We start from the raw sequence: 16,351 nt of genomic DNA on the forward strand, positions 1-16,351 counted from the left end.
ACGGCGACTTCATAGAGGATGAGGTAATCACTCCTACGGCAGCTGGTTTCACATGGACCTACGACACTGATGTAGGCGACAAGGAAGATGTCATTGTATTCAGGGCACACATCACCCAGGTTTTCCAGGGACAGGTAGACAGCCTTGCAATCATTGAAGGTCTCTGGCTCATTGACTACGAGAACATCCTTACCATCGAAGATGATGATAAGTTCGGTAAGCTCGAGGTTGCCTCAATCACTGGCGGTACAATTGAAATGACCAACCCATCTGCAATTACACTTAGCAAGGGTAACGACATCTCAATTGCCGAGAACATGTACTTCAAGACAGCAGATGACAACACACTCAGGTACTACCCATACGTTAAGCTGACAATCGGTGAAAGCGCAGCTCAGCCAGACGATGAGGATGACACCCCTGTAGTTACTCCTGGAGAGGATGACACCCCTGTAGAGGACGACACTCCTGTAGAAGATGACACCCCTGTAGAGGATGACATGCCTGTAGAGGATGACACCCCTGTAGAGGATGACACTGCTGAACCATCCCCTGGATTTGAAGCAGTCTTCGCAGTAGCTGGTCTTCTTGCAGTAGCATACCTTGTCAGAAGGAACTAAGCAATAGATAAATGTTAGAAGGGATTAATCCCTTCATACTTTCTTTTTTATACTTGCTCTTTTAAAGAGGTTTAACCATGATTAAAAAAATTCTTTTGGTTTTAACAATTAGCATTCTTATGTTATCGATCTCCGGCTGCACGGATGAGGTTACTGAAGAAACTCCTGTAAATGCTATTCCAGAAGGTTCCACCAGCCAGAGTCTTGTGCCTGCGGACAATCTCCCACAGAATTACGAGTTTCTGGGTTCACTTGAGCTATCTGTTGAAAAGATCGGACGTAGCTATGTTCCCGTATACGGTCTGGTAGGCGGATACGAAGGCTTGTACATGTATCTGGATACTACAGACGTGTATGTTGATGTGATAGAACTGGATAGTTCAGCTTCAGCAGAAAACTTTATCGCTCAATATAAAGCAAGTTTCACGGAATTGTCAAGTGGGGAGCGATTCACAGAACTTGTCATTAATGATAATTCTGCTACAAGGATCGTTGAATACTCAACCATAGGGAAAGACAATGTTCCTCGTTACACTTACATATGGAGCAACGATAAGTTTGTCTTTGTCGTAGGTGGCGCAACAGATGATTATGTTGTTTTGAGTACGCTGGCCGAATCAACCGGGTATTGATTCTGACAACTCTTTTTATTTTTAGAATATCGCTGCTCTTTCAATCGATATGCTTTAATATGACTTTGTCCTTTTAGATGCTGCTTGCCCGGATAGCCTAGTCGGTTGGGGCGCCAGACTCATAGGGAATAAAATTCCGTGCGTCCAAATCTCCTGAGATATCTGGAGGTCGCGTGTTCGAGTCACGCTCCGGGCATTCCACTTTTATTTTAGTTCTTTTTACTTTCACTTCGCTTAGGTTTAAGATTTTTAATATCATAGCGATGTGTGTTTCATGCCTTTGTATTTATGAAAGACACGAATTTTAAAGTATATCAGTCAATTGAATGTGATTGCAGGAGAGCATGATCTTAAAATCAGTGAAGTTACCAGGGAAGATGTCTTATTTGAGATGATTACGAAATCAGACCGGAAAGAATACATAAAACATGATTACGTGATTGCAATAAAGAGGTTCTTTAGATGGATGAACGGAGGCAAGGGCCCGGGCTATACTGAATGGATCCACTCCCAGATCAAGAACCTATAAAGCTCCCGGAGGAACTGCCGACGAGGAAGACATCATATCAATGATCAAGGTTGCAGGGCATCCATGGGATAAGGCTATTATTGTTTATTCTGGGATGCAGGAAGCAGAACTGGAGAGCTTGGGAACCTGAAGATAAAGCATATTGTTTTTGACCGCTACGGTGCGGTTGCTGTTGTTGATGGTAAGACCGGGATAAGAAGAATAAGGCGGTGTATCCTCTGTGCAATATGTTGCCGCATAGCTGAATATTTACCCGCAAAAAGACAATCCTGACGCATATCTATGGGTTGGTATTGGTAGGTAGAGAAAAACAGCTTAACTATGCCGCTCTAAGGATGCTAATAAAGAAGACAGCAGAGAAAGCAGGTATTAAGAAGAGAGTGTATAATCATCTTTTCAGGCATTCAATAAGTGCCGGTCTTGCGCAGTACCTCACTGAATCACAGATGAAAGAACAATTAGGATGGACGCAGGATTCTAAAATGGTTGCTATCTACGTGCATATGTCAGGAAAACAAACAGATACGGCAATACTAAAGATGCATAGAATTATCAAGGAGGAGGACCACATGCCGCAACTCACAACAACGGCATGTCCACGTTGTAAGCAGGTAAACAGGCCAACATCAGATTTTTGTTCCAGGTGTGGGATGGCTCTAACAGTTGATGTTGAGAAGAAGTGTTCTGCTATCGCTACGGTCCGAATGGAGCTTGTTGAGAAGGACCCGGAAATTGCCAAAATTTTAAGGGAATCACTTTGAACTATCAGGTCAATTATAGAATAAAGAGTATTTTTAGTGTGTTCTCAATGATTTGCTACTGAAAAAAAGAATTAGATCTGGTGGATTAATTCTTTCCAATACCAAAATCTACCAAGCACTGCAAATATCCCTGTCCTTTTTCTGTAATTTTAGCTGTAACCAAGTTATTACCACCGTCGGGATTTGGAATTTTAGTCTGTTCGATTAACTTTTCTTCAGCCATATCATCCAAAACGTGATGTAGCGAACCTTTTGTTATATCCACATCGAGTATTTTTCTAATATCAGATCTTAAAATAGAACCATCTGGCTTACTTGAAATTGAATCGTCAGGCTTACTTGAAATTAAATCATCTGGCTTACTTGAAATTAAATCGTCAGGCTGAATTGAAATTGAATCATCAGGCTTACTTGAAATTAAATCGTCAGGCACAAGCTTTGAAAGAAGTTTAAGGACTTTTCTTCTATACATCGTTTTTTCACTATTTTTATTTTTTGTCATGCTATTCTTCCGTATATTTCGTATAGTCAAAAACACATTATATCTACTTATTTACACTTATTATTTGCAGGATTCTTGACTAGTCAATATATAATGGTTCCTCTATCTATATAAATAAATGGTCTGGAGTTCGACTTTGAATTAGCGAGAAAATAGTTTTTCTTTTATGCAAGGAAAATAGAAAGCTTCCTTTTTGTAAACGTTCCTTCTGGAAAGTACATTTACAATAATGAATTATAAAATAGTTGTTTTCGATAAGAGTATCACGGTCTTTTTGACAAAAAGAAAGTATCCGCCATTTCCCGGATAACCACGTTTATTCAAATCAGAACCGAATTTTGCATCATAGTCGATGAAGTCTTGATTGTCCAGGTAGGTAAGGCCGGCAATCTCGCAGGAACGTTGGCTTATGCCCACAAAAGCACCCATAAGGCCTAAAATACACTATGGTTACATCGTAACCTGTGGCCGTGGGGAGAGCTTGCGCTATGGGGTCTATAAGATATACAAAACGGATTCATTTGCTTTATTTCTGATTATAATGCTATGTCCAAAGTTTATTATCCGGTAACTGCCTGAATAAGTTCAGTAACTAGCTGAACAGTGTTAAATCTGCGTAGCAATTCAATTATATATAAGTTTCTTTTAACTACTAATTAGGCTGTGGATATCAAGCCTAACTAACTTGATTCGCCTCTGATCAGGCGACATGTCCGCCACACCCACACAAGCCTATAGTGCCGACAGGTAAAATAGGTGGAGTTAGCGAAGTGATAGTATTCATAAAAGGCTCAACAGAAGCTGGAGAAACCCCGCTCCGGGCATTCATTTTTTTTACTTTTCTTAACATCAACGCAAAGCATATATGCTGCAAACCTGTAAGGTAGTTCATGAACTTTCAGATACTGGACGCTGATTATGTAGGGCACGAAAGTGGCCCTGTGATACGTCTTTTCGGAAGAGCCGAAGACGGTAAAAGCGTCTGCTGTTTTGTACCGGGATTTGAGCCTTATTTCTATATCAATGCCGAGGGGGAACTTGACAAGCTTTCAACCATGCTCACAGAAAGGTTCGATGTAATCACAAAAGTGGATATAGTTCCTAAATATGAACCTGTGGGGTATCATATTTCAAAAAAACCCATGATCCGGGTAACTACAATGGAACCACGCAACGTTCCTGAGATACGCGATGATGTTCTGATGCTCCCTGGTGTAAAGGAAGTATATGAAACGGATATACTTTTCAGGAATCGTTTTTTGATAGACAGAGGTTTGCATGGCATGGGCTGGGTTACGGCAGGATCTGTTTCTGATAATCTATTTTCGGAAGAGAAAATACATTGTGATTCGATTTTCACCGCTGATTACCTTGAAGAAACAGAGAAACTCTCAATTGCCCCGCTGAAGTACCTTTCATTTGACATTGAATGTCTTCCCATAGGAGGCTCAATGCCTGTTCCGGAAACCTCTCCTGTGATTATGGTAAGTATGTCGTTCAGTCCTGCATTCAAAGGGCATGATACTATTGTTCTCGTTGCAAAAAAGGTTGAAGGTGCAGGTGCAGATGTTGAGAGCTTTGATACGGAAACTTTAATGTTAAATCGCTTTTTTGAGATATTCCAGGAATATGATGCAGATATTGTTTCAGGATACAATATAAATGACTTTGACATTCCCTACATTGCAGACAGAGTAACTATACTTGCCGGTTCCGGTGACAATGTAAGGTCCACAGTAGGCCGTGACGGAAGGATCCTAAGCTATCGTAAGATAGGTAACCGGACCATGATCTCCATTCCGGGAAGGGTTGTTGTAGATGCACTCCCTCTGATAAGAAGTCAGTACAGTCTCAAACGCTATACTTTAAGGAACGTTGCAAAAGAGCTTCTTGACCGGGAGAAACTCGATGTTGCACCCTCGGAAATGGAAGAGCACTGGAATGACTCCGGTGATAAATTACTTAAGTTCATAGATTATGCCCGTAGAGACTCCGAGCTTGCTATGGAACTTTTCATGAAGCTCCAGCTTCTTGATAAGCACATTGCTATCGCTCAGGTAAGTGGTTCTCTTCTCCAGGAAGTGGTCGATGGGGGCCAGACGTCCATGGTGGAGAATTTGCTTCTCAGGGAATACGGAAAACAGGACCGTGTAATCCCGCCAAAACCCAGTGACGAATTGGTTGCCTTTAGAAACCGCAGCAGTGAAGGACTCAAAGGTGGTGAGGTTCTTGAACCAAAAAGAGGTCTTCTTGAAAATGTAGTTATCCTTGATTACAAGTCCCTTTATCCAACCATCATGATGGCTCATAATCTCTGTTACACCACTGTTGTGGAGCGGGACCTCCCGGATGCAGAAACAATAAAGCCTCCGTCTGGTGGGGAATTTGTGCCTGCTGATATCTCAAAAGGGATAATGCCATCTATCCTTGAAAGCCTGCTGAAGCGAAGGGTGGAAACAAAGAGGAAGATGAAAAATGCATTAAATGACTCTGAATATCGTGTCCTTGATGCCACCCAGCTTGCGCTGAAAATATTGCTTAACAGTTTTTATGGTTACTCCGGTTATACCCGGGCAAGATTGTATAGCATGGCCCTTGCAAATGCTGTAACAAGCTTTGGAAGGAATAACATTCTTAATACCCGTGCCATCATCAACGGTACGATCAGTAAGGTCATATTGAGGGATGGATCTGCATATTTTACAGAAGAGTTGTCTTCCATTACTCCTGCAGATAATATTGTGTCCTTGTCCGTAGTTTACGGCGATACGGATAGTGTATTTGTCCAGTGTACTTCAAAGAAGGAAGTATCTCTCGATGATGCCGGGCTTGTGGGGAGCAAGATCGCCGCCATGGTCTCAGCTTCACTTCCGGACCCCATGGAGCTTGAATTTGAGTCTATTGCAAAGCGTGCCCTGTTCATTGCTAAGAAACGATATGCTATATGGGTATTTGAACCCTCGGGCGATGGCTGGAAAGATGATATAAAAGTCAAGGGAATGGAGACTGTCCGCAGGGACTGGTGCGAACTTACGTCCAAGACTCTGAACAGGGTTCTTGAGATGGTGCTTAAGGAAGGAAACGTGGATGGTGCAGTCCAACATGTGCGCAATGTTGTCGATGGTGTACGAAACATCGATGTGAGGAAAGATTCCGAAATAATCGAGGACCTTACAATGACTCGCATGTTCTCTAAAAAAGCTACCAGTTATAAGAATAAGCAACCTCATCTGACGGTTGCAGAAAAAATAGAACGCAGGACTGGCTCTCTTCCACCGGTTGGCGAGCGCATACCATTTGTAATTGTTGCAGGAAAGGACATGTTTGTTAATCGCGCTGAAGATCCTGAATACGTCCGGGAGAACAATATTCCTATTGATGTAGACTATTACATAAAGAAACAATTGCTTCCGCCTGTGGAGCGTATACTGGGTGTATTCGGGGTTGATATGGCAAACCTTGACTACGATTCCAAACAAATGGGCCTGTTCGAGTTTTCAGACAAACCTCAGGACTCTCCTGTCAGGAGTATAAATAAAAAAGAAAAGGAAGTCCAACTTCCTCCGCAACCGGTAGATAAAAAGTCTCAGAGTTCCCTGTTTGACTTTTAATTCAGGTTCTCTCTTTTTCCGGATGCATTGTACACCACGCTCTCGCATATATTGCATGCGTGGTCCCCTATTCTTTCAAGATAACGGATTACGAACAACAGGTGTGATGCATTGTTAATTATGGTCTCGTCCTGTATCATCATCTTCATGAGCTCTTTCCATACCGCATAGAACGTTCTGTCAATCTCATCATCCAATTTGGCAACGGACTCTGCCAGTGACACATCATTATTTTCAAAAGCTATCATTGCCTGCTCAAGCATACTCTCGGCCATCTCGGCCATTTTTGGTATGTCAATAAGGGGTTTGATATGGTTGCCTTCTATTTTTTTCGTGCTCTGCGCAATATCGACAGCAAGATCACTCATTCTTTCAAGATCTATGGCTATCTTGAGACAGGAAGTGACAAGTCTCATATCTCCTGCAGTGGGACTTTGCAGTGATATGAGCTGGGCAACACATTTCTCTATGCTCAGTTCATAATCATCAATTATCTGATCCCCTTCAATAACATTTTCTGCAAGGTCTATATTAAGCTCCTTCAGAGCTGCAATGGAGTTATGAATAGCATCCTGGGATAGTTTACCCATCTGAGTTACGTTTCTCCTAAGAATGCCAAGAGTTTCCTGATACTTAGTACGTGTCATATCTTCACCCAAATCTTCCCGTAATATAATCTTCAGTTGCCTTTTCCCGAGGGCTTTCAAATATTTGTTCTGTTTTGTCAAACTCCACAAGTTCTCCTGTCAGGAAAAAGCCTGTATAATCTGATATTCTGGCAGCCTGCTGCATATTATGTGTAACAATAACAATTGTATACTTCTTTTTTAGTTCAAGGATCAATTCTTCTATTTTGCTTGTAGATATTGGGTCCAGTGCGCTGCATGGCTCATCAAAAAGTATGACTTCCGGTCGCACCGCAAGGGTCCTTGCTATGCACAGCCTTTGCTGCTGTCCTCCACTGAGATCCAGGGCAGACTTATCAAGTCTTTCTGATACCTCGTCCCACAGTGCACCTGATCTTAATGCTTCCTCTACGACACCACGTATGTTTTTTTTACCCGTGCCATGGATGCGTGGTCCATAAGCAATGTTATCATGTATGGACATGGGAAATGGATTCGGTTTCTGGAATACCATACCTACTCTTTTCCTGAGATCTACAACATCCACATCCTTTGAATATATGTTCTGTTTGTCAATATGTACTTTTCCTTCTATGCGGCAATTCTTGACAAGGTCGTTCATCCTGTTGAGGCATCTGAGGAATGTAGATTTGCCGCAACCAGAAGGACCTATAAGTGCTGTAACACTGTTCTTTGGTATGTCAATGGATATGTCATGGAGGGCATGGTTTTCCCCGTACCATAAGTTAAGGTCTCTGACCTCTACTTCTGTCCCGTTATCATAATTTTCTGGCATATAATGACCTCTTATATCTTTGTAACAATGAGATGGATTCATCTCTTTATTTTGTTCCTGTAGTGTGATCTTATGCTTACTGCAACAATGTTCACACATAATACAATTATAAGCAATACCAGTGCAGTTCCATATTGAAGCGGTCTGGTCTGGGCGATGTTTGTTCCTGATGTAGCAAGTACATACAGGTGGTATGGTAATGCCATGAATTGTGAATATATGGAATCCGGCATTCTTGGTAGGAAGTATGCTGCTCCTGTCAACAATATGGGTGCAGTTTCTCCTGCGACTCGTCCTATGCTGAGGATAGCACCGGTTATCATTCCGGGAATCGCAGCAGGAAGAACAACTCTTCTGATCGTTTCCCATTTTGTGACTCCCAGGGCAAGTGAAGCTTCCCTATATTCTTTAGGAACTGTCAGAAGTGCTTCCTGGCTTGCTCTTATTATTACTGGCAATATCAATAATGCAAGTGTCAAGGAGGCAGAGATAAGGGAAGGTCCAAAACCAAGGTATTTCACAAACAATGCAAGGCCAAACAGTCCGAAGACCACAGAAGGTGTGCCCGCAAGATTGCTGATCGCCATTTCAATTGCCCACGTTGTTCTGCCGGACTGTGCATATTCGTTAAGGTAAATGGCAGATAATATTCCAAGTGGCAGAGCAACAGCCATTGAACCTACTATCAGATATGCTGTTCCCATGATTGCAGGGAATATTCCACCTTCTGTCATTCTGTTCCTTGGCATGCTGGTTATAAATTCAAGATTTATGACACTGTATCCGTTGGATATAATATAATAAAGAATTACCATGACAAAGGCGACAACCATCCCCGTAGCTATCTTCAACAGTGTAAAGGCTATTTTTTCATTTAGTTTTGCATTGGAAAACATGGCTATCACAGGTTGAACCTATATCTCTTTTTAACGTAGTTGGCTATGATGTTGATTATGAATGTAGTTATGAAAAGGACAGAACCAATTGCAAAAAGAGCATGGAAGTGATCGCTTCCTTGAGGTACTTCTCCCATTTCCAGTGCGATAGTGGCGGTCATGGTTCTCACAGGTGCAAATAATCCGGAAGGGAACCCGGGGATTACGGCTGAATTGCCTGTAACCATCATCACAGTCATGGTCTCGCCAATAGCGCGCCCTATTCCAAGCATGACGGCTGCTGATATTCCTGAGAGTGATGCCGGTACTGTCACTTTATATATCGTCTGCCATTTTGTAGATCCAAGTGCAAGTGAACCTTCTTTTAATGTTCTTGGGACTGAACTGATGGCATCCTCTGAAATCGATATGATGGTGGGTAATGCCATTATGCCCAGCATGATGGAGCCAGTAAGTGCTGTCTGTCCGGTTGGCAGTTCCAGTGTATTCTGGATAATGGGCACGAGTATTACAAGACCAAAAAATCCGTAGACTACTGATGGAATGCCTGCAAGTATTTCTGTAACGGGTTTCAGGACATTGGATATTTTTGGACTAGCAAGTTCGGAAATATATATTGCTACTGCTATTCCCAATGGGACTGAAAATATTACTGCTCCTATAGTTACTATCACAGACCCCAGGAACAGTGGCAAAATTCCAAAATGTGCCGGTTCTGCAGTGGGGTACCATTTGGTAGCGGTTAAGAAACTGTTAATTGGGTACTCACTAAATAGAAGTATCCCATCCCGGAATAAAAAAATACAAAGAAGGAAAAGGGCTATTACTGCCACTGCTCCGGATGCAAAGAGCAGTGACTCAATTCCCTTTTCCTTTAGGTATCGGTTTGACATCTATCCCTCTTATAAAGGTATTTTTACATTACAGGGAAATATCCGACGTCTGAAACTATATCCTGTCCGGTTGAACTTAGTACATAATCAATGAATTCTTTTGCAAGGCCGGATGGTTCGCCATTTGTGTAGTAGAGAAGTGGTCTTGCAAGTGGATAATCTCCGCTCATGATGTTCTCAGTGGTTGCGTCTACAAATCCATCCCCTGAATCAATTTCAAGTGCTGTGATGCTCTTGTCAAGGTATGCATAACCTATGTATCCGATGGCTCCTTTGTTCTGGGCTATTTCTTGCACAATGGCACCGGTGGCTGGCTGTACAAGTGCATCCTGGCGGTATTGGTCCTCAACGAGTATCTCTTCCTTGAAATATTCGTAGGTTCCTGAACTGCTGTCACGGGTTATTACTGTAATTACACGGTTTTCTCCGCCCACATCTGCCCAGTTGCTTATACTTCCGTTGTAGATTCCCTTTAGCTGCTCAAAAGTAAGTTGTTTAATCGGGTTTTCAGGGTTTACGACAACTGCAATTCCATCCCAAGCAATGACAGTCTCAACCGGGTTGATACCGTTTGCCTGTGCTTTTTCAATCTCTGAACCCTTCATTTCTCTTGAAGCCATAGCAATCTCGACTTCTCCATCAATGAGTGCAGCAATTCCCACTCCGGAGCCACCGCCAATTACAGTGATGCTTTTATAGGGGTTTGCGTACATAAAGTCTTCAGATTCTGCTTGGGAAAGTGGCAGGACGGTGTCTGAACCTTTTATAGTGATGCTTGAAGTTTGTGAAATGTCTGTATCTTCTGTGTTTTCCTTGTCGACACAACCGATTCCTGTGAATGCGATTGCAATAATTAACAATACAACAAAATAAATTGTCATATTCTTTAATAATTTGTTAGATATCATGTTTTAGTTCACCATTTTATTAACGAGTACTATTTACTTGCCAGTGAACCATAACAAAATCGATACATAAGAGTTATGTCCGTACAATATATATTCCTATATCATATATGCACAAATACGCAATATATATAGTAGCTATATATCTATATATCACAAAGACTGCCTAGCTTGTCGGTACTATCATAAAGGGCATATACCTCCAATAGAATATAGGTGACTATGCCTGATATTCTAATCAAGAACACTAAAATATTCTTCAACAATTACCTTCAGCCCGCCGAAGTCCTGATAGAGGATGGCAAAATAAAAAAAATAGGTAAAGAGATTGATGTCCAGAGATTGAACCAGACTATTGATGCAAAAGGTGCACTAACACTGCCTGCAGGGATAGATGTCCATGTCCATTTCAGAGACCCGGGTTTAACTGAAAAGGAGGACTGGTATACTGGTTCATGTTCAGCTGCAGCAGGCGGGATCACCACTGTTATAGATCACCCCAATACAATTCCTCCAACCATTGACAGGAAGTCCTTCAAGGAAAAACTGAAACTCGCAAATCGTTATTCGATAGTGGATTTTGGGCTTTACGGGGGAGTTACGGGAAATATTGAAAAACTACCTGAGCTATGGAATCTTGGGGTAACTGCTTTTGGGGAAATATTCATGGCCGAGTCAACAGGTGCTTTGAATATTGATGAGAAAAGCCTTGATGAAGCACTTGGTGTGCTTAAAGGACTCGATGCACTTGCATGTATCCATGCGGAAGATGATAAGATCAGGCTTGAATGCGAGGCTTACCTGAAAAATGATATGTCTCCTGATTCTCACTCAAGGTCCCGCCCCAATCATTGTGAAGCTTTTGCTGTTGAAAAGGCTATATGCCTTATCAAGAAGAATGAGGCTAAAGCTCATTTCTGTCATATAAGTGCTTTTGAATCGGTTGGACTTTTGCGTAAGGAGCGATATCTTGCCATCAAGGAAGGTGTCTCTCCAGCTATAACAAGTGAGGCTGCACCGCATCATCTGTTCCTTTCGACAAAGGACTGGGAGCGACTGGGTTCATTTGGTAGGATGAATCCTCCTCTCAGGGATACAAGAAGTGTCAAGATGCTTCTAAACGCAGTGAATGACGGTACTATTGATGTTGTAGCTTCTGATCATGCGCCACATACGGAAGCTGAAAAAGATGTAGATATCAAAAGTGCTCCATCTGGTGTTCCTGGTGTGGAGACCTTGATCCCATTGATGCTTGTTGCAGTAAAAAGGAATCTTCTTCCTCTGGGGCGCATGATAGATGTGACCAGCAGGAATCCTGCAAGGATATTTAAGTTGAACCGATATTCAAAGGGTGTTTTTGCCGAAGGTTATGATGCTGATTTGATTATAGTCGATCCAGGGCACGTTAGTGAGATTAAGGGTGATAATCTTCATAGCAAGGCAGGATGGACACCATATGAGGGGATGGATGGAATTTTCCCGAAGTTCACTATTTCACGAGGTGAAGTTGTATGGGATGGCGATATAATGGCATCTAGAGGACGTGGTAATTTCCTTCCCGGCAAAGGTCTTGTTTTGGAGTGATGTGTTCATAATATTTTATGTATGTACACAATACCATAACACTTTAAATATATAATAGCATATTATGTACACATGGTGGTGTGATGAAAACCAAATTTCCTATTCATACTACATTAAGTGCAGATGCAATAAAAGTCCTTGAGCGATATGAGAAAGAACTTGGTGCAAAAAACATTGTCCTTGAAAAAGCACTTCTTAATCTTGACTCTACTCGCTTTAAAGCTAAGCTTGACACCCAGAACATCGATCGCCTGATAAAAAGGGTCTCTACGGGCATTCCCGGAATGGATGATTTTTTGGAGGGGGGCTTTCCTAAAGGATTTGCTGTAGTTGTGACAGGTCCTCCTGGTACGGGAAAGACGACTTTTTCTATGCAATACTTGATGGAAGGTGTGAAAAATGGTGAAAGGTGCATTTTCTTCTCATTTGAGGAAAGGGCACAGCAGCTTGTTCAACATTTTGCAAGATTCGGTTGGGATGTTGGTAAGTATATTGATGATGGTTATCTGGAGATATTCGGGATTTCTATGCTTACTTCTGAAGAAATGATGGAAATACTAGATTCTCATAAACCAGAGAGGGTAGTTTTCGATTCTATGAATGTACTCACAGCACCGGGAGATTTCAGAACATCCCTTTCATGGCGTGGTCTTCACAGGTTATTGAAAAAGAATATGACAACTGCCATTCTTGTAACTGAAAAGTCTCATGGTATTGAAACAAAGCAATATGATGACTTCGATTTTCTTGGCGATGGTGTAATTTTCCTTGACTTCATCCAGACGAACGATATTGATACGACTCCTATGCCTGTGATGGCAATTCAGAAAATGAGGGCTACTCGTGTGGATCATACTCCTCAGCCATTCCGCTTTACAAACAATGGTATCGCTAAATACAGAGCTCTTAATCTTCCTTCAAAAGTCCTGCAGGATAGGATTGAGAAACGCAGGGCGGAGAGACTAGGTATGTCAGGGGACGAAATATGAAACTAAACTGGCAATTATCGTTGTTATGTATATTGATTTGAAGCTGCCTGCTCCGCCTATGCTGATAAAGGCACTGCCTGTCTTTTCTTTGTTAAAGGTTGCAACTGATATTATATTACCAACGAGTATACCTCCCACGCCTGCTATGAATGTAATGGATGCTGCGTTTTCCGGTGCAACAATAAGTGAAAACGGGAGCGCTATTATTCCCATGTGATCCTGTATTATTGTCCCCACGCCTCCCATTAATTCTGATAGGGATGTAACCGCGACTACTACTATGAGCATTATTTCAAGGGCAGTGTTGTTGGGTTGCGTCAGTAAAAGATATGTTACCGCAAGAGCCGGGATTATTGCTCCTCCGATGTTTACGGTGAGCGTTGTGTCAAAAACCCTTTCCTTTCCAATGTTTAGTTCCCGCACTATCGGGACGGAATAGATCTCTTCGAGAATAGGTGCATATTTGAAGAGTTGCTCTGGTTTTTTGGAGCGAATGCTTGCTATGGGTATCTCTATGATTGAGCCTGCAAGCATAGAAAAAAGAATTATCATTAGCGCTATGGGATTTATCGTTCCGAGAGATAGCTGCCCTTTATAGCAAAGAGCGGCTGTGGGGAGCAAGATCAATGCAAAGGCTGCATACATCCTTATTTCGGAACTGTTCGTATATCCTCTCATCTGTCCACCTGTACTTATTTAGGAATCCAGAGTATTAATATTCTTGGTGAGATATACTACTATGAAATCATCTTTAATAGGAGTCCAGCTGGGATTGAAGTAATTCCTGCCTCTTTTTCTCAAGATAGCTGTACACGCTTCCGTGGGTTGCTCCTTCTATAAGCATTTCCATGGATGTTCTGGCTATCTGGTTCTGGTCGGGTCTACCTATGAAGCTTACGGTTTTCCCGTAGACTGACATCTTGATGCCTATGAGTCTTTCAATGATCTCTCTTGTTTTCCCATTCTTTCCGATGATCCTTCCTTTAAGGCGAAGCAAATCTTTTTGTGTGTTTGTATATTTGGAGATGTCAATAACCTCAAGCATTAGCAGATCATCGTCAAACATTGAAATTGTTTTGTCCGGGTTAAACCCTCTTGCAATTGCATTGACAACATCTTCTGCTTTCATTGCTCCGACGGGGTCATTACCGGGGATGATCTCTACAGTTCCGTTCTCACTGTCGATGTCCAGCTTAGCTGTTGATTTACTTTCTATAAGTTGTTTGACACGGCCTTTTGGCCCGATTATGGCGCCAACCCTGTCTTTAGGAACTTTAATGTGTGTCATGTCTATCTACCTTTGATAATTATGAATCATTAATTTGCGTTTTTTGTTCTTTGTTCCTGATTGAGGAATATAACTCATGTGGGTCTTCATCAATGCCGTATTTTTTGAAATAACGGACGATGTTTTCGATATCCCTTAGAAGGAATTCCATCGAGCGGGGGTGTTCTCTTGTTACCGACTGGCCCATATCTATGAATACCGGTTCAAGTGTTTCAGGGATCATCAGTATGTTGTATTCGCTCAGATCTCCATGTACGAGGTTCGCTTCGGTGTACAGTAGGTCTATGTAACTTATGACTATATCGTACACTTTTCTGGCCACTTCTTTTTCAAGACGGATGTCTTTTAGCTGGGGGTATGGTTTTTCGTTTTCTCCCATGAATTCCATTACAAGGATGTTACGTTCGGCAACAATGGGTTCTGGTACGCGGATGCCTGCTTCTTTTGCACGGATGAGGTTTCTTTGCTCTTTTTTTGTCCATGCAAAAATGATGTCACGTTTTGAATGCCTCACATTCCTGAAACGTGGGTCACCCAGAATGTAGTCTTCCATTGAATTAAAAGTGCTTGATGATATCCTGTATATCTTTACAGCAATGTCTTTTTCTTCTCCTTCAGCAAGAAAGACGTTTGCTTCTTTTCCTGTGCTGATGGATCCTCCCATGGCCTGGATTATTCCTTTGTTGGATAATGTGTAAAGGGTTTTCAGGGTTGGTTCATCAAATACGTTCTCTATTACTTTTAATGTATCTGAATCTTTGCGCCTGATGCGCAGTTTGTCGACTTCGGTGTCGATACGTTTCACTTTACTTGTAATATCTTTTTTCATGGTTTCTATCTTATCCTTTCAGGTATCCTTTGCGTTCCAGCCAGTTTACCTGTGGCCGGGTATATTTCCATATTACATCCGCTTTTTCGTTCTGGATGTCCCAAGGTACTGCGATAACAATGTCACCTTCTCGGATCCATGTTTTCTTTTTCATGGAGCCAGGGATTCTGCCCATTCTTACAATTCCGTCCATGCATCTCAGTTTTACGTGATTTGCACCGAGCATGCTCTCGACTGTGGCGAGTACTTCATTGTTTTCCTTACGCGGTGTGCGAACCCTCGAGACTTCTGTAGCATCTACATTTACATTCTTCTTTTTGTCCTGCAGATTGATTCCTCTTTATTCTTTAATGGTTTTGAGTAGTGCTATGTCCCTGATATTGTTAAAGGTTGCGTATCTCTGCTTGTGTTTTGGTTTCTAATTGTCCGGGTGCTGTATTACTAAGAAATTCCTCCTGAATATATAATTGCAAAATTAATTAAATACGTTAAGTTTATATGTTATACTTGTAATGTAGGTATTCCCTCTAAGTCGGCTGGATGCTTGCGTTGGTAAGTCTTCATTCGATCTGGAGGCAGCAACCGCAAATTCCATATAGGATTAAAATATAACTATATATTCCGAATGGAAAAAGGCGTGCTTCATATATTATGTGTTACAAAGGTTCATTCTATGCCTTCGGATCATTTGGTTCGGAAGGTATATATACGATGATGTCCTTTGTAGGAGTCCGCGCAAATCGCGGCAAAAACGCTTACAATCACCGCCTTTTATGCAAGTGGAGGCAGGAGTTATTTCCTGTCTGACGTTGGATTTGGCAGTTCGGTTAATTCTGACCGGTAGTGTTTAACTACTAACTAAAAGGAATTAACCAAACTTAATGTGCAGA

General features: G+C 41.8%; 18 protein-coding genes and 1 tRNA gene. 8 read left to right on the forward strand and 11 right to left on the reverse strand.

Annotated elements, in window-relative coordinates; all coding sequences use genetic code 11:
• The 5 genes from BB781_RS13675 to BB781_RS13695 form a co-directional block, all read left to right on the forward strand.
• Positions 1 to 620 (forward strand): S-layer protein domain-containing protein (locus BB781_RS13675; protein WP_129582724.1); only part of this gene is annotated, 620 nt, incomplete at its 5' end.
• Between the two features lie 77 nt (positions 621 to 697).
• The gene (locus tag BB781_RS13680) at positions 698 to 1,252 is read left to right on the forward strand and encodes a hypothetical protein (RefSeq protein WP_094229037.1); all 555 of its coding nucleotides are present in this window, start codon (positions 698 to 700) and stop codon (positions 1,250 to 1,252) included.
• 86 nt (positions 1,253 to 1,338) lie between these two features.
• Positions 1,339 to 1,448 (forward strand) — tRNA-Met (locus BB781_RS13685).
• A gap of 132 nt (positions 1,449 to 1,580) precedes the next feature.
• A complete protein-coding gene (locus BB781_RS13690) occupies positions 1,581 to 1,781 on the forward strand; it encodes a hypothetical protein (protein WP_164997895.1) in 201 nt (66 codons plus the stop codon).
• 293 nt (positions 1,782 to 2,074) lie between these two features.
• Entirely contained in the window at positions 2,075 to 2,542 is a 468-nt protein-coding gene (locus BB781_RS13695; protein ID WP_129582725.1) for a site-specific integrase, read from the forward strand.
• An 85-nt stretch (positions 2,543 to 2,627) separates the two neighbouring features.
• Here BB781_RS13695 and BB781_RS13700 read toward each other — a convergent pair whose 3' ends face one another.
• Both BB781_RS13700 and BB781_RS13705 read right to left on the reverse strand, forming a co-directional pair.
• Positions 2,628 to 3,044, reverse strand: coding sequence for a hypothetical protein (locus tag BB781_RS13700; RefSeq protein WP_094229040.1), 417 nt, complete (start codon positions 3,042 to 3,044; stop codon positions 2,628 to 2,630).
• Positions 3,045 to 3,278: 234 nt separating this feature from the next.
• Positions 3,279 to 3,461, reverse strand: a complete 183-nt coding sequence (locus BB781_RS13705; protein ID WP_129582726.1) for a hypothetical protein — start codon at positions 3,459 to 3,461, stop codon at positions 3,279 to 3,281.
• Positions 3,462 to 3,934: 473 nt separating this feature from the next.
• On the opposite strand from BB781_RS13705, the gene BB781_RS13710 reads away from it, so the two are divergent.
• Positions 3,935 to 6,655, forward strand: coding sequence for a DNA-directed DNA polymerase (locus tag BB781_RS13710; protein ID WP_094229042.1), 2,721 nt, complete (start codon positions 3,935 to 3,937; stop codon positions 6,653 to 6,655).
• On the opposite strand, the gene phoU is transcribed toward BB781_RS13710, so the two are convergent.
• The 5 genes from phoU to BB781_RS13735 are packed head-to-tail and all read right to left on the reverse strand — an operon-like array spanning position 6,652 to position 10,774.
• Positions 6,652 to 7,302: a phosphate signaling complex protein PhoU gene (gene phoU / locus BB781_RS13715; RefSeq protein ID WP_094229052.1), complete on the reverse strand. Its 651-nt coding sequence runs from the start codon at positions 7,300 to 7,302 to the stop codon at positions 6,652 to 6,654. The genes BB781_RS13710 and phoU overlap by 4 nt on opposite strands.
• Before the next feature lie 4 nt (positions 7,303 to 7,306).
• Complete coding sequence (pstB, locus tag BB781_RS13720; RefSeq protein WP_094229043.1) at positions 7,307 to 8,077, reverse strand: phosphate ABC transporter ATP-binding protein PstB; 771 nt, start codon at positions 8,075 to 8,077, stop codon at positions 7,307 to 7,309.
• A 38-nt stretch (positions 8,078 to 8,115) separates the two neighbouring features.
• Positions 8,116 to 8,973 (reverse strand): phosphate ABC transporter permease PstA, encoded by an 858-nt coding sequence (gene pstA, locus BB781_RS13725; protein ID WP_094229044.1) that lies wholly within the window; start codon positions 8,971 to 8,973, stop codon positions 8,116 to 8,118.
• Between the two features lie 5 nt (positions 8,974 to 8,978).
• Positions 8,979 to 9,866: a phosphate ABC transporter permease subunit PstC gene (gene pstC / locus BB781_RS13730; protein WP_094229045.1), complete on the reverse strand. Its 888-nt coding sequence runs from the start codon at positions 9,864 to 9,866 to the stop codon at positions 8,979 to 8,981.
• 23 nt (positions 9,867 to 9,889) lie between these two features.
• Positions 9,890 to 10,774 (reverse strand): PstS family phosphate ABC transporter substrate-binding protein, encoded by an 885-nt coding sequence (locus BB781_RS13735; protein WP_207205292.1) that lies wholly within the window; start codon positions 10,772 to 10,774, stop codon positions 9,890 to 9,892.
• A gap of 219 nt (positions 10,775 to 10,993) precedes the next feature.
• Between BB781_RS13735 and BB781_RS13740 the strand changes: the two genes are divergently transcribed.
• Together BB781_RS13740 and BB781_RS13745 are read left to right on the forward strand one after the other, a co-directional pair.
• The gene (locus BB781_RS13740; protein WP_094229046.1) at positions 10,994 to 12,355 is read left to right on the forward strand and encodes a dihydroorotase; all 1,362 of its coding nucleotides are present in this window, start codon (positions 10,994 to 10,996) and stop codon (positions 12,353 to 12,355) included.
• Between the two features lie 83 nt (positions 12,356 to 12,438).
• A complete protein-coding gene (locus BB781_RS13745) occupies positions 12,439 to 13,344 on the forward strand; it encodes an RAD55 family ATPase (RefSeq protein ID WP_094229047.1) in 906 nt (301 codons plus the stop codon).
• Here BB781_RS13745 and BB781_RS13750 read toward each other — a convergent pair.
• The 4 genes from BB781_RS13750 to eif1A all read right to left on the reverse strand — a co-directional run bounded on the left by BB781_RS13750 (position 13,327) and on the right by eif1A (position 15,789).
• A complete protein-coding gene (locus BB781_RS13750; RefSeq protein ID WP_094229048.1) occupies positions 13,327 to 14,022 on the reverse strand; it encodes a DUF1614 domain-containing protein in 696 nt (231 codons plus the stop codon). The genes BB781_RS13745 and BB781_RS13750 overlap by 18 nt on opposite strands.
• Positions 14,023 to 14,095: 73 nt before the next feature.
• Positions 14,096 to 14,632, reverse strand: coding sequence for a KH domain-containing protein (locus BB781_RS13755; protein ID WP_094229049.1), 537 nt, complete (start codon positions 14,630 to 14,632; stop codon positions 14,096 to 14,098).
• A 19-nt stretch (positions 14,633 to 14,651) separates the two neighbouring features.
• Positions 14,652 to 15,461, reverse strand: coding sequence for a serine protein kinase RIO (locus tag BB781_RS13760; protein ID WP_094229050.1), 810 nt, complete (start codon positions 15,459 to 15,461; stop codon positions 14,652 to 14,654).
• 10 nt (positions 15,462 to 15,471) lie between these two features.
• Positions 15,472 to 15,789, reverse strand: coding sequence for a translation initiation factor eIF-1A (gene eif1A, locus BB781_RS13765; RefSeq protein ID WP_094229051.1), 318 nt, complete (start codon positions 15,787 to 15,789; stop codon positions 15,472 to 15,474).
• Between the last annotated feature and the right edge of the window lie 562 nt (positions 15,790 to 16,351).

Source organism: Methanolobus psychrotolerans, assembly GCF_002243045.1.
Taxonomy (GTDB): Archaea; Halobacteriota; Methanosarcinia; order Methanosarcinales; family Methanosarcinaceae; genus Methanolobus; species Methanolobus psychrotolerans.

What these genes read in the sequence shown, in the direction of transcription:
- BB781_RS13755 (WP_094229049.1), bottom strand. Translation starts at nt 14,632, where the DNA reads ATGACACACATTAAAGTTCCTAAAGACAGGGTTGGCGCCATAATCGGG.
- pstA (WP_094229044.1), bottom strand. Translation starts at nt 8,973, where the DNA reads ATGTTTTCCAATGCAAAACTAAATGAAAAAATAGCCTTTACACTGTTG.
- BB781_RS13760 (WP_094229050.1), bottom strand. Translation starts at nt 15,461, where the DNA reads ATGAAAAAAGATATTACAAGTAAAGTGAAACGTATCGACACCGAAGTC.
- BB781_RS13745 (WP_094229047.1), top strand. Translation starts at nt 12,439, where the DNA reads ATGAAAACCAAATTTCCTATTCATACTACATTAAGTGCAGATGCAATA.
- BB781_RS13740 (WP_094229046.1), top strand. Translation starts at nt 10,994, where the DNA reads ATGCCTGATATTCTAATCAAGAACACTAAAATATTCTTCAACAATTAC.
- pstB (WP_094229043.1), bottom strand. Translation starts at nt 8,077, where the DNA reads ATGCCAGAAAATTATGATAACGGGACAGAAGTAGAGGTCAGAGACCTT.
- BB781_RS13710 (WP_094229042.1), top strand. Translation starts at nt 3,935, where the DNA reads ATGAACTTTCAGATACTGGACGCTGATTATGTAGGGCACGAAAGTGGC.
- pstC (WP_094229045.1), bottom strand. Translation starts at nt 9,866, where the DNA reads ATGTCAAACCGATACCTAAAGGAAAAGGGAATTGAGTCACTGCTCTTT.
- BB781_RS13680 (WP_094229037.1), top strand. Translation starts at nt 698, where the DNA reads ATGATTAAAAAAATTCTTTTGGTTTTAACAATTAGCATTCTTATGTTA.
- BB781_RS13735 (WP_207205292.1), bottom strand. Translation starts at nt 10,774, where the DNA reads ATGATATCTAACAAATTATTAAAGAATATGACAATTTATTTTGTTGTA.
- BB781_RS13750 (WP_094229048.1), bottom strand. Translation starts at nt 14,022, where the DNA reads ATGAGAGGATATACGAACAGTTCCGAAATAAGGATGTATGCAGCCTTT.
- BB781_RS13700 (WP_094229040.1), bottom strand. Translation starts at nt 3,044, where the DNA reads ATGACAAAAAATAAAAATAGTGAAAAAACGATGTATAGAAGAAAAGTC.
- phoU (WP_094229052.1), bottom strand. Translation starts at nt 7,302, where the DNA reads ATGACACGTACTAAGTATCAGGAAACTCTTGGCATTCTTAGGAGAAAC.